Source organism: Pseudomonas sp. FYR_7, assembly GCF_043106155.1.
GTDB classification, from domain to species: domain Bacteria; phylum Pseudomonadota; class Gammaproteobacteria; order Pseudomonadales; family Pseudomonadaceae; genus Aquipseudomonas; species Aquipseudomonas parafulva_B.
Window position 1 is genome coordinate 15,424 of record NZ_JBICMI010000050.1, and the last position, 12,411, is coordinate 27,834.

The 12,411-nt window shown below is 62.8% G+C and carries 12 protein-coding genes; 3 read left to right on the forward strand and 9 right to left on the reverse strand.

The genetic code is table 11. The features are described from left to right. Nucleotides 1-39 precede the first annotated feature (39 nt). From holA to ACF8R3_RS12550, 3 genes are all read left to right on the forward strand, one after another. Nucleotides 40-1,077 (forward strand): DNA polymerase III subunit delta, encoded by a 1,038-nt coding sequence (gene holA, locus ACF8R3_RS12540; RefSeq protein WP_058603540.1) that lies wholly within the window; start codon nucleotides 40-42, stop codon nucleotides 1,075-1,077. 160 nt (nucleotides 1,078-1,237) lie between these two features. Beyond that, on the forward strand, nucleotides 1,238-1,402 hold the full coding sequence (gene arfA / locus ACF8R3_RS12545; RefSeq protein WP_027915252.1) for an alternative ribosome rescue factor ArfA: 165 nt from the start codon (nucleotides 1,238-1,240) through the stop codon (nucleotides 1,400-1,402). Nucleotides 1,403-1,462: 60 nt separating this feature from the next. Beyond that, a complete protein-coding gene (locus ACF8R3_RS12550) occupies nucleotides 1,463-2,773 on the forward strand; it encodes a lytic murein transglycosylase (protein ID WP_196141696.1) in 1,311 nt (436 codons plus the stop codon). Nucleotides 2,774-2,855: 82 nt separating this feature from the next. Here ACF8R3_RS12550 and ACF8R3_RS12555 read toward each other — a convergent pair whose 3' ends face one another. The 9 genes from ACF8R3_RS12555 to mrdA form a co-directional block, all read right to left on the reverse strand. Further along, complete coding sequence (locus tag ACF8R3_RS12555) at nucleotides 2,856-3,794, reverse strand: LD-carboxypeptidase (RefSeq protein WP_196185787.1); 939 nt, start codon at nucleotides 3,792-3,794, stop codon at nucleotides 2,856-2,858. A 108-nt stretch (nucleotides 3,795-3,902) separates the two neighbouring features. Further along, nucleotides 3,903-4,919 (reverse strand): lipoyl synthase, encoded by a 1,017-nt coding sequence (lipA, locus tag ACF8R3_RS12560; RefSeq protein ID WP_058603537.1) that lies wholly within the window; start codon nucleotides 4,917-4,919, stop codon nucleotides 3,903-3,905. Between the two features lie 2 nt (nucleotides 4,920-4,921). Next, nucleotides 4,922-5,569 carry a lipoyl(octanoyl) transferase LipB gene (gene lipB / locus ACF8R3_RS12565; RefSeq protein ID WP_058638951.1) on the reverse strand — a complete coding sequence of 216 codons (648 nt, stop codon included), beginning with the start codon at nucleotides 5,567-5,569 and terminating at the stop codon, nucleotides 4,922-4,924. Next, nucleotides 5,569-5,844 carry a DUF493 domain-containing protein gene (locus ACF8R3_RS12570; RefSeq protein ID WP_058603535.1) on the reverse strand — a complete coding sequence of 92 codons (276 nt, stop codon included), beginning with the start codon at nucleotides 5,842-5,844 and terminating at the stop codon, nucleotides 5,569-5,571. Before ACF8R3_RS12570 ends, lipB begins: the two co-directional genes overlap by 1 nt. A 72-nt stretch (nucleotides 5,845-5,916) precedes the next feature. Then, nucleotides 5,917-7,077: a D-alanyl-D-alanine carboxypeptidase family protein gene (locus tag ACF8R3_RS12575; protein WP_023534573.1), complete on the reverse strand. Its 1,161-nt coding sequence runs from the start codon at nucleotides 7,075-7,077 to the stop codon at nucleotides 5,917-5,919. 267 nt (nucleotides 7,078-7,344) lie between these two features. Beyond that, a complete protein-coding gene (locus ACF8R3_RS12580; RefSeq protein WP_058603534.1) occupies nucleotides 7,345-8,352 on the reverse strand; it encodes a septal ring lytic transglycosylase RlpA family protein in 1,008 nt (335 codons plus the stop codon). Next, nucleotides 8,352-9,362 carry a lytic murein transglycosylase B gene (gene mltB, locus ACF8R3_RS12585; RefSeq protein WP_196136079.1) on the reverse strand — a complete coding sequence of 337 codons (1,011 nt, stop codon included), beginning with the start codon at nucleotides 9,360-9,362 and terminating at the stop codon, nucleotides 8,352-8,354. Before mltB ends, ACF8R3_RS12580 begins: the two co-directional genes overlap by 1 nt. 17 nt (nucleotides 9,363-9,379) lie before the next feature. Beyond that, entirely contained in the window at nucleotides 9,380-10,483 is a 1,104-nt protein-coding gene (gene rodA, locus ACF8R3_RS12590) for a rod shape-determining protein RodA (protein WP_049773313.1), read from the reverse strand. 38 nt (nucleotides 10,484-10,521) lie between these two features. Next, on the reverse strand, nucleotides 10,522-12,411 hold the full coding sequence (gene mrdA, locus ACF8R3_RS12595) for a penicillin-binding protein 2 (protein ID WP_058603532.1): 1,890 nt from the start codon (nucleotides 12,409-12,411) through the stop codon (nucleotides 10,522-10,524).

Here is a 12,411-nt window from a genome sequence, read left to right on the forward strand (position 1 = left end):
CCCGTGCAGGGCGCTGTCTGGCGCCCTGCCCCCGATGCCATGAAACTCGCCCCCGCTCAACTCACCAAACACCTGCAAGGCTCACTCGCGCCCGTCTACGTGGTCAGCGGCGATGACCCGTTGCTGTGCCAGGAAGCGGCCGACGCCATCCGCAGCGCCGCCCGCCAGCAAGGTTTCGACGAGCGCCAGGTATTCAGTGCCGATGCCAACTTCGATTGGGGCACCCTGCTGCAAGCGGGTGCGAGCCTGTCGCTTTTCGCCCAGCGACGCCTGCTGGAACTGCGCCTGCCCTCGGGCAAGCCGGGTGACAAGGGCGCTGCCGCGTTGCTGGAATACTGCGCCCGCCCTGCCGAAGACACGCTGCTGCTGATCAGCTTGCCAAAGCTCGATGCCAGCGCGCAGAAGACCAAATGGGGCAAGGCACTGGTCGAGGGTGATCATTGCCAGTTCATCCAGATATGGCCCGTGGACGCGCATCAGTTGCCCCAATGGATCAATCAGCGGTTGCAACAGGCAGGCCTGAGTGCCCAGCGTGACGCCGTGGACCTGATTGCTGCGCGCGTGGAGGGCAACTTGCTCGCGGCCGCGCAGGAAATCGAAAAGCTCAAGCTGCTGGCCGAGGGCAACGTCATCACCCTGGAAACGGTCCAGGCCGCGGTGGCGGACAGCGCGCGCTTCGATGTCTTCGGGCTGGTCGACGCCATTCTCAAGGGTGAAGCCGCCCATGCCTTGCGCATGCTCGAAGGCCTGCGCGGCGAAGGCGTGGAGCCCCCGGTGATCCTCTGGGCCCTGGCCCGTGAACTGCGGCAACTGGCGGGCCTGGCCCAGCAGTTCAGCCAGGGCGTTCCCCTGGACAAGGCCTTCAGCCAGGCACGCCCACCCATCTGGGACAAACGCCGCCCCTTGGTTAGCAAGGCCCTGCAGCGGTTACCCGCCCAGCGCTGGTCGCAGCTGCTGCAGGACGCCCAGCGTATCGACGCCCAGATCAAGGGCCAGGCGCAAGGTTCTCCCTGGACAGGCCTGGCGCGCCTGGTGCTACTGATGGCCGGCCAGCGCCTAGCGCTGCCTGCCCAATAGTCGAAGCCCTGCCTATAGAGCCCGCGCTTGTTGGCCATGGCCGGCAAGCCGCCTCATGAGGCCTGGATGACACTCACGACCATATAAACAATCAATTGGCCTGCCCACGGCCAAGCCTGCACAGTGCAGCCCGCACCGTCCCAACGCAGGAACCACCTTCATGAGCAAAAAACCAAACAAGCAAGGCCATAACAAGGCCAAGTCCATCGTCGCCCAGCCCCTGTTCCGTTGCCGTCAGGAACGGCCGGAGAAAGGCAAGGGCAGCTACCGCCGCGAAGCCTTCCAATCGAGAGATTGGGAGGCTTCTTACTTTTTGGCGGCATGAAGGCATCCGTAGCGCAGGCATGATATGGTCATCACCTGACCTGCAGACCTGGACCTGTGCATGCTCTACCGTCTTTTTCCTCGTTGGGAAACCCGCCAGCTCGTTGCGGCCTCCAGCTTCATCCTGCTCGTTGCCTGTGCGGAAAAACCCACGGCAGCCGATGCATTGCCCCTCGCCCAGGCGCAGCCGGCACCTGTCGTGAATGCACCTGGCAAGGCGCCAGACAGCAACCCAGATATCCAGCCGTCCCAAACCTTTGCCCAGTGGCAAGCAGGTTTCCGCCAACAGGCCCTGCAAGCGGGCATTGCCCCGGAAATTTTCGACAAGGCGTTTCTCGGCGTCACGCCGGACCTGGACGTGATCAAGGCTGACCGAAGCCAGCCAGAGTTCACCCGGCCAGTCTGGGAGTACCTGGAAGGTGCCTTGTCCCCCGTGCGCGTACGCAACGGCAAAAGGCTGCTGGAGCAGAACGCCGAGCTGCTGACCCGCCTGGAACAGCGCTACGGCGTTGATCGCCAGATCCTGGTCGCGGTATGGGGTATGGAAAGCAACTTCGGCCAGTTCCAGGGCAGCAAGTCAGTGATCCGCTCCCTGGCCACCCTGGCCTACGAAGGACGACGCCCACAGTTTGCCCAAGACCAGCTGATTGCCGCCCTGCAGATCATCCAGCACGGTGATATTCAGCCTGATGCGATGCGCGGCTCCTGGGCCGGCGCCATGGGCCAGACCCAATTCATCCCGACCACCTACAACACCCATGCCGTGGATTTCGACGGCGATGGCCGCCGCGATATCTGGAACAGCACGCCCGATGCCTTGGCCTCCACTGCACACTACCTGCAAAGCTCAGGCTGGAAGCGTGGCCAACCCTGGGGGTTCGAGGTGCAGGTACCGGCAGGCTTCGATTATTGGCAAGCTGACGGGACCTCGCGCAAGCCGATCGCCGAATGGTTGGCCATGGGCCTGACACTGCCTGCTGGTACGCAGTTGCCAGCCGGTAGCAATGAGTTGCCAGCCGCCCTGTTGCTGCCCGCTGGCGCGCGAGGCCCGGCATTCCTGGTTCTCGACAATTTCCGCGCCATTCTCAAATACAACAACTCATCGGCTTACGCGCTGGCCGTCAGTCTCCTGAGCGATCGCTTCACCGGCTGGGGCTTCATCGCTGGCAGCTGGCCCAAGGACGACACCCCCCTGAGCCGTAGCGAGCGCATGGAGTTGCAGAATTTGCTCAATGCCAAGGGCTTTGAGGCGGGCAACGCCGATGGGATCATTGGCGCCAACACCCGCAAGGCCATCCGTAATGCCCAGCAGGGCCTGGGCTGGCCAGCCGATGGCTATCCGACGCACAAGCTCCTGGAGAGCCTACGGTAGCCACACGCTCTCGCTGACTGGCAACAATGCGGGTCCCCCTGGGCACGGTAACCGTGACCCTGGGGTGGCCTTGGCGCCAGGCTCATGCCTGGAACAACGCCTGCTCCAGCACCAGGCGCTGCCGCTCGCTGTCCAGCGTTACTCGGGCACCTAGCGGCAGGCAGATATTGGGGTCACAGTGCCCACTGCGCCATCCGGCCAGCACAGGGACGCCCAGTGGGCCGAACGTGTCGCGCAGCAGCGGTGCCAGCGCCGCCGCGGTAATGCCAGCAAAGTCCCCTACCAGCACACCCCTGATGCCTTCTAGCTTGCCGGCTAGCCGTAACTGCGTCAGCAGGCGATCGACTCGGTACAACGGCTCGTTCACGTCTTCGATGAACAGGATGCAGCCCTGGGTATCCAGCTCTGCCAAGGTCCCAAGGGTCGCACCCAGCATCGACAGGTTCCCACCCAGCAGCGGGCCACTGGCAAGGCCGGGGAAGACCGTGTGCAAGGTGAACTGCGTCGGGTGCGTGATCGGGTCACCGGCTGCCACCTGCCCGCTCAACTGCGCCACCAGCGACGATTCGGTCGGTGCCTGCTTGCCACCCAGCAGGTCGGCGTTGAGCATGGCCCCGTGGAAGCTGATCATCCTCGTGTGACGGTAGAGCGCCGCATGCAAGGCGGTGATATCGCTGTAGCCAATCAAAGGCTTGGGGTGGTGTTGCAACAGCTCGAAATCGAGCTTGTCCAGCAGGCGCATGCTGCCGTAGCCGCCACGCATGCACAGAACCGCGTCGATGGACGGGTCCCGGAAGGCGTCGTGCAGATCCTGTAGCCGCTGCGCGTCGGCGCCTGCCAGGTAGCCCTCGGACTGAGTCGCACCTGGATAGACCCGGCAGCGGTAGCCGCGCTCGGCGAACCACTGGGCCGCTTTGTGCACATCCAGACGCGCCGGGCCTGCCGGGGCAACCACGGCAAAGCAGGCATCGGGCTCAATGGCCTTGCGCAGTGGCAAGGCAGAAGGTTCTACGCAGTTCATCGGGCAACTCCATACGGCTTGTCACAAACAGCTTACGGCTTGGCTGGTAGAAAAAAAAATGCCGACGCGGCCTTGCGGCGCATCGGCATTTCTCTTTTTACGGTCAGATCAGAGTTTGATCTTGGCTTCGTGCGCTTGCTGGTCGGCATGGTAGGACGAGCGCACCAGCGGGCCGGAAGCGACGTTCTTGAAGCCCATGCGGTAGCCTTCCTCGGCGAACCAGGCGAAGGTGTCAGGGTGCACGAAACGCTGTACCGGCAAGTGGCTGCGCGATGGCTGCAGGTATTGACCCAGGGTGAGCATGTCGATGTCGTGCTCGCGCATGCGGTGCATGACCTCGATCACTTCTTCGTCGGTCTCGCCCAACCCGAGCATCAGGCCAGACTTGGTAGGAACATGCGGTACCAGCTGCTTGAACTTCTGCAGCAGGTCCAGCGACCAGTCGTAGTCCGAACCCGGGCGAGCGGCCTTGTACAGACGCGGCACGGTTTCGAGGTTGTGGTTGAACACATCCGGCGGCTCCTGAGCCGTGATCGCCAGCGCGACGTCCATACGGCCCCGGTAATCCGGCACCAGGGTTTCAAGCTGCACGCCTGGCGACAAAGCGCGGATTTCGCGGATGCAGTCGGCGAAATGCTGGGCGCCGCCATCGCGCAAATCATCACGGTCAACCGAGGTGATGACCACGTACTTCAGGCGCAGGTCGGCAATGGCCACCGCAAGGTTCTTCGGCTCGTCCACGTCCAACGGCTTGGGACGGCCATGCCCCACGTCGCAGAACGGGCAGCGGCGCGTGCAGATGTCGCCCATGATCATGAAGGTGGCGGTGCCGCCCGAGAAGCACTCGCCCAGGTTCGGGCAGGAGGCCTCCTCGCAGACGCTGTGCAGCTTGTGCTTGCGCAGCAGTTGCTTGATGCGGTCTACCTCGGGCGAGACCGGGATACGCACACGGATCCAGTCAGGCTTCTTGGGCAGCTCGTCAGTGGGGATGATCTTGACCGGGATGCGCGCGACCTTGTCGGCGCCTCGCAGCTTGACCCCAGCTTCGACCTTCTTGGGGGCGGAGCGCGGCGTAGCGTCCTGGGTTGGGATCAGGTTCGGCACGGCTTCTTGCACAGTAGTCATATTCAGTCGATTCCGCCCGTGAGGGTCGTCTGCTCTGCGTAGTCGAGGTGCTTGACCAGCTGTTCGCGCAGCCTTGTCCTGACCTCGTCGAGTTCGATCGGGCCTGCCAGGTCACGCAGCTGGGTCATCGCCAGCCCCGCATAACCGCAGGGGTTGATTCGGCAAAAGGGCGCCAGGTCCATGTCCACGTTCAAGGCAAGGCCATGAAAGGAGCGGCCGTTGCGGATACGCAGGCCAAGCGAAGCGATCTTCGCGCCGTCGACATACACACCGGGTGCATCGGGTTTGGCAGCGGCCTGCACCGCGTAGCCATCGAGCAAAGCGATCAGGCTGCGCTCGATGCGGCTGACCAGGTCGCGTACGCCAAAGCCCAGGCGGCGTACATCCAGCAGCAGGTAGGCCACCAGCTGGCCTGGCCCATGATAGGTCACCTGGCCACCACGGTCGGCCTGCACCACGGGGATATCGCCCGGCACCAGCAGGTGCTCGGCCTTGCCAGCCTGCCCTTGCGTGAAGACCGGCGGGTGTTCGACCAGCCAGACTTCATCCTGGGTATCGGCAGTGCGCTGCTCAGTGAAACGCCGCATGGCCTCGAGCACCGGCTCATAGGGCTGCAGGCCAAGTTCGCGGACACCGAGGCAGCCGGGCATCACAGCACCATTTTCACGATGCCGGTGGCACGCAGGGCGCTGTTGATGTCGTGGAGCTGGTTTTCGCTTTCGGCCACGATGTGCAGTTGCACGGTGGTGTACTTGCCTTCCTTGCTCTGGCGTTCGGCCAGCGTGGAAAGATCGACCTTGGCGTATTTGCTGAGCACTTCGATCACGGTGTCCTTGAAGCCGACACCAGTGTCACCAATGACTTTGATCGGGTAGTCGGCACAGGGAAATTCGATTTTATGAGACTTGACGTCTGGTTCGCTCATGGCGGAAACGGCCTCGCAAGCCGTGGCAACAACAACACCCCTGCGATCACGCGGGGGTGTGCAGGTCACGTGTCAGTTGAACAACCCGTAGAAGAATAGACGGATGCTATCCCACATACGGCGGAAGAAACCACCTTCCTCGACGCCATCGAGGGCGATCAGGTCGGCGCTGTGAACCACTTTGTCGTCCAATTTGACTTCAACCTTGCCGATCACGTCACCCTTGGCAATAGGTGCGGTCAGTTGTGGGTTCATGGTCATCGAAGCCTGCAGGCGCTTAAGCTGGCCCTTGGGCATGGTCATGGTCAGGTCTTCGGCAAGGCCTGCCTTGACTTCGCTGGTGGCGCCTTTCCAGACCGGCGCCTTGGTCAGCTCGGTGCCTTTCTGATAGAAGGTCTGGGTTTCGAAGAAGCGGAAACCGTAGGTCAGCAGCTTCTGGGTTTCGGCAGCACGGGACTGCTCGCTATTGGTACCGAACACCACGGCGATCAGGCGCTGCCCGTCACGTACGGCCGACGCCACCATGCAGTAGCCAGCCTCTTCGGTGTGGCCGGTCTTCAGGCCGTCCACGGTCTTGTCACGCCACAACAGCAAGTTGCGGTTAGGCTGCTTGATGTTGTTCCAGAAGAACTCTTTCTGCGAATAGATGGCGTAGTGAGCCGGATCGACGTTGATGATCGCACGGGCCAGGATCGCCATGTCGTGAGCAGAAGAATAATGCTCCGGGTTCGGCAGGCCGGTGGGGTTCATGAAGTGACTGTTGGTCATGCCCAGGTCGGCAGCGGTCTTGTTCATCATGTCGGCGAACGCGTCTTCGCTGCCGGCGATGTGCTCGGACAGGGCGACGGACGCGTCGTTGCCGGACTGGATGATGATGCCGTGCAGCAGGTCGCTGACGGTCACCTGGCTGCCCACCTTGATGAACATGCGCGAGCCCCCGGTGCGCCAGGCGTTTTCGCTGACGGTCACTGGGTCGTTTTCGCCGATCTGGCCACGGCGGATGTCCAGCGTGGCGATGTAGGCGGTCATCAGCTTGGTCAGGCTGGCTGGCGGAAGACGCTCGTCACCGTTGTTCTCGACCAGCACGTTGCCGCTGGACGCGTCCATGAGTACGTAGGACTTGGCTGCCAGTTGAGGCGGCGCGGGCGTCATCTGCTCGGCCGCGAAGGCTACCGGAGTGAGCAGGAGCAATACGGGCAAGCAAAGTCGTTTGGCAAGGTTGGTGATGTTCATCCGTCTCTCGAAAATCGCTTAATGGTCTGGAGATGTTTTCTGGGCAAGCACACGGCCCAGCACCGGTCAGTCTAGTTATTGGCCTGAGGCCTGGCCCGGCAACGTGCGACAGGGTGCCGCTGCGGGCAAAACCGGCATTGTACATGGCTGGGCCTGTCAATTCATGACAAAACCGCCACATTGCACCGTGCTTGCCCTTGGGTGAACCCTACACGCAGGCTGTTCATACCATGCGCGAGGGGTCGGTCATCCTGCCGGTACGCCTGGTCAGTCAGCTGTGACCAGCTTGGCCTGCCCTAGGTTCGCCAGGCGAATGCTGTTCTGCGCCTGCTGGACTTCACCCTGGCTGTTGATCGGCCCCAGGCGTACACGATGCAATGTCTGCTGGTTACGCACGACCGAGCTGATGAATACCGGTGCGCTGACCATGCTGCTGAGCTTGGCGCGCAGCAGCTCGGCCGCATCCGGGTTGGCGAAAGCGCCGACTTGCAGGAAGCTGCCGCCAGTGCCAGCAGGCACGTTGTTGCCGCCCACCTGCACCGGCACCACCGGTGCTGCATGCTGCTGTGGCGGCGGCGTCCACTGCTCTACCCGACCGGAGCTGGCCGGGATCGCCTGGGTCTGGGCCACCTGGGGCTCCTTTAGCACCATGGGTGGCGTCTGGCCACGTTGTGCCCACCACTGCTGGGGGTCGATGCCTTCGACGCGCACATGGGCAGTGCCGATCTCGGCGTAGCCCAGCTTCTTCGCCGCCGCGTACGACAAGTCGATGATGCGATCGGAATAGAACGGGCCGCGATCGTTTACCCGCAGGATAACGCTGCGACCGTTAGCCAGGTTAGTCACCTTCACATAGGCGGGCAGTGGCAGTGTCTTGTGCGCGGCACTCATGCCGTACAGGTCGTACAGCTCGCCGTTGGCGGTGTTCTGGCCATGGAACTTGGTGCCATACCACGACGCCGTGCCCTCGGCGCGGTAGTTGCGCGCATCCTGCATCGGGTAGTAGGTCTTGCCCAGAACGGTGTAGGGGTTGGCCTTGTAGTTGCCGGTGTGCAGGGTGGGCGTGGCATCGGGGATCTTGTTGACGTCCACATCCCACCACGGTGCACCGTCCTTGTGGGCACGGTTGATGTCCAGGCCGGGCTGGCTGCGCACCACGCTCGCACCGCTGGAACTCTTGGGCGCCGGGCGGCTGGAGGAGCAACTGACCAATGCCAGGCCGATGGCTGCGCAGGTGATCAGTTTGAAGGAAGTGGTAGAGAAAATTGCGCGCATTAGTTGACGCCCCGTGCTTGGACCAGCTGTTGCGCAAGCTGATGCACCGCCATGGCATACATCACGCTGCGGTTGTAGCGAGTGATCGCGTAGAAATTCTTCAGCCCCACCCAGTACTCGGGGCCGTTCTCACCCTCCAGGCGGAAGGCCGTGACGGGCAGATCATCGCGCAGCGAATCATGAACCGACCAGCCAAGGGCACGCAACTGTCCGACCGTGCTGGCCGGCTCGATACCGGTGGTCAGGCCTTGATCGGCGCGCTCGCCCTGCACCGTTGCGCGGCTGACCACTTCCTGTCCGGCCATCCAGCCATGGCGCTTGAAGTAGCTCGCCACGCTGCCGATGGCATCATCGGGGTTGGTCCAGATGTTGATGTGCCCATCACCGTCGAAGTCCACGGCATAGTTGCGAAAGCTGCTGGGCATGAACTGCGGCAGCCCCATGGCCCCGGCATAGGAGCCCTTGAGGGTCAGGGGATCGAGTTGTTCTTCACGGGCCAGCAGCAGGAACTCACGCAGTTCCTTGCGAAAGAATTCGGCGCGGGGGGGATAATCGAAGCCCAGGGTGGACAACGCGTCAAGCACCCGGAAGTTACCCGTGTTGCGCCCGAAGAAGGTTTCAACGCCAATGATCGACACGATGTATTGTGCCGGCACCCCGTATTCCTGCTCGGCCCGCGCCAGCACGGCCTCGTGCTGACGCCAGAAGTCCACGCCCCGCGCGATGCGCGCGTCGGTGAGGAACATGGGGCGATATTCCTTCCAGGGCTTGACCCGTTCGGCGGGCCGCGAAATCGCATCGAGGATCGACTGCTTGCGCTGCACTTCACGGAACACGCCCATCAGTTGTTCTGGGGCAAAACCATGGTCGCGGCTCATCTGGCCAACGAATTCGGCCACCTGGGGCGAGTTGTCGTAGTCGCCGGCCTCGGCCAGCTGTACAGCGCCAAACAGGCTCACCGCACCAAACCACGGCGCACAACGGGTAGCCCAGTTACGCACTGCTTGCATGTAATTGTTCACCTTATTCAAACCTGTGCGATCCACTTTCGATGCGTGTGGATCGACATCAGAACGCCAAACGCTGACAGCAGCGTCACTAATGAAGTTCCGCCATAGCTAATGAAGGGCAACGGCACGCCGACGACGGGCAAAAGGCCACTTACCATCCCGATATTGACGAACACGTATACAAAGAACGTCATGGTCAAGCTGCCTGCCAGCAGCTTGCCGAACAATGTCTGTGCCTGCGCCGTGATCATCAGGCCCCGGCCGATCAGCAGCAGGTAGACGATCAGCAACAGGCAAATGCCCACCAGGCCGAACTCCTCGCCCAGCACGGCGATGATGAAGTCAGTGTGGCTTTCAGGCAGAAAGTCCAGGTGCGACTGGGTGCCCAGCAGCCACCCCTTGCCGAACACGCCGCCAGAACCAATCGCTGCCTTGGACTGGATGATGTTCCAGCCCGTACCCAGCGGGTCGCTCTCCGGGTCGAGGAAGGTCAGCACCCGCTGCTTCTGGTAGTCGTGCATCACGAAGAACCACATGGCCACCGCCACCGGCACCGTGGCCGCCAGCACGCTGAGAATCCAACGCCAGCGTAGGCCGCCCATGAACAGGACGAAGGCACCGGAGGCCAGGATCAGCAACGCCGTACCCAGGTCCGGCTGGCGCACGATCAGGATGAACGGCACGCCAATCAATACCAGGCTGATGGCCACATGCTTGAGGTGCGGCGGCAGGGTGCGCTTGGACAGGTACCAGGCGATGGTCGCCGGCATGATGATCTTCATGAACTCGGAGGGCTGGAAGCGAATCACCCCGGGTATGTTGATCCAGCGCGTCGCACCCATGGCGTTGTGGCCCATCACGTCCACCACCACCAGCAGCAACACCCCGGCGAGGTAGGCCAGTGGCACCCAGCGCGCCATGAACCGTGGCTCGAGCTGGGCGATGACGAACATCGATACCAGGCCGATGCCAAACGAGGTGGCCTGCTTGAGCAACAGGTCCCAGTTCTTGCCGCTGGCCGAATACAGCACGAACAGGCTGCCTGCGGCCAGGGTCAGGAGGATGATCAGCAAAGGACCATCGACGTGGATGCGCTGCAGGAAGCTGGCGCGCCGACGCATCACATCCTCGCTGGAGAGCATGCGATCGAAATTGTTCATCACAGCGGCGACTCCTGAGTAGCGGTAGCCGGCGCAAGCTCAGGCTTGAGCCGGCCGTTTTCGTCCAGCAGCCAGGCATCCATGATCTGGCGCACCACTGGCGCAGCCACCCCAGAACCCGACTCACCGTTCTCGACCATGACCGACACCACGATCTTGGGGTCGTCTGCCGGAGCGAAGGCCACGAACAAGGCATGGTCGCGGTGACGCTCCTGAAGTTTGTTGCGGTCGTACTTCTCGCCCTGCTTGATGGCCACCACCTGGGCGGTACCACTTTTGCCGGCGATGCGGTATTGGGCGCCGATGGCGGCCTTGCGGGCAGTACCGCGCGCGCCGTGCATCACCTGCTCCATGCCATGGGTCACGCGCGCCCAATCGGCCTTGTCGCGCAGCACGATGTCCGGCATTGGGTTTTCGTCCACCGGCGGTTCCCCTTCGATGGTCTTGGCCAGGTGCGGCCGATTCCACACACCCTTGTTGGCAATCAGCGCCGTCGCCTGCGCAAGCTGCAGCGGCGTGGCCTGCATGTAGCCCTGGCCGATACCCAGGATCAGGGTTTCGCCCGGGAACCAGGCCTGCCGGCGCGTGGCCCGCTTCCATTCCCGCGACGGCATCAACCCTGCGGACTCTTCGAACATGTCCAGCGACACCCGCTGGCCGATGCCGAACTTGTTCATATAGCTGGACAACCGGTCGATGCCCATCTTGTGGGCCAGGTCGTAGAAGTAGGTGTCGTTGGAGCGCATGATGGCGGTATCCAGGTCCACCCAGCCGTCACCCGAGCGGTTCCAGTTACGGTATTTGTGATCGTAGTTGGGCAGCTGGTAGTACCCAGGGTCGAACACACGGCTGCTTGGGGTCACCGCGCCGCTGTCCAGGCCGGCGATCGCCACGGCGGGCTTGATCGTCGAGCCGGGCGGGTAGAGGCCGCGCAGGATGCGGTTGAACAGCGGCCTGTCGATCGAATCACGCAGTTCGGCATAGGCCTTGAAGCTGATGCCAGTGACGAACAGGTTGGGGTCGAAGCTAGGCTGGCTCACCATGGCGAGCACTTCACCGGTGCGTGGGTCAAGCGCAACCACCGCGCCACGGCGCCCGGCCAGGGCGGCCTCGGCCGCTTCCTGCAACTTGATGTCCAGGCTCAGCACGATGTCCTTGCCAGGCTTGGGATCGGTACGCTTGAGCACCCTGAGCACACGGCCGCGGGCGTTGGTCTCGACTTCTTCGTAGCCGACCTGGCCGTGCAGCGTGGCCTCGTAGAACCGCTCGATGCCGGTCTTGCCGATGTGGTGCGTGCCGCTGTAGTTCACAGGGTCCAGGGTTTTGAGCTCTTTCTCGTTGATACGGCCGACGTAGCCCACCGAATGCGCGAAATGCGCCCCCTGTGGGTAGTGACGTACCAGCTGGGCGACCACTTCCACCCCTGGCAAGCGGAACTGGTTCACCGCCACACGGGCGATCTGTTCCTCGTTGAGTTCGAACAGGATAGGTACCGGCTCGAACGGCCTGCGCCCCTGGCGCATGCGCTTTTCGAACAGCGCGCGGTCGTCTGGGGTGAGTTCCAGTATCTCGACGATGCTGTCCAGTACCTGCTGCCAGTCTCCGGCACGCTCCCGGGTCATGGACAGGCTGAAGCTGGGCCGGTTGTCGGCGATCACTACCCCGTTGCGGTCGAAGATCAGCCCGCGTGTCGGCGGGATCGGCTGCACGTGCACCCGGTTGTTCTCCGACAGCGTGGAGTGGTAGTCGTACTGGATGATCTGCAGGTAGTACAGCCGCGCAATCAGCACGCAGATGAGCAGCATGACCGCCACGGCGCCGACCACGACGCGGTTGCGCACCAGACGGGCGTCTTTTTCGTGGTCCTTGAGGCGGATCGGCTGCGACAT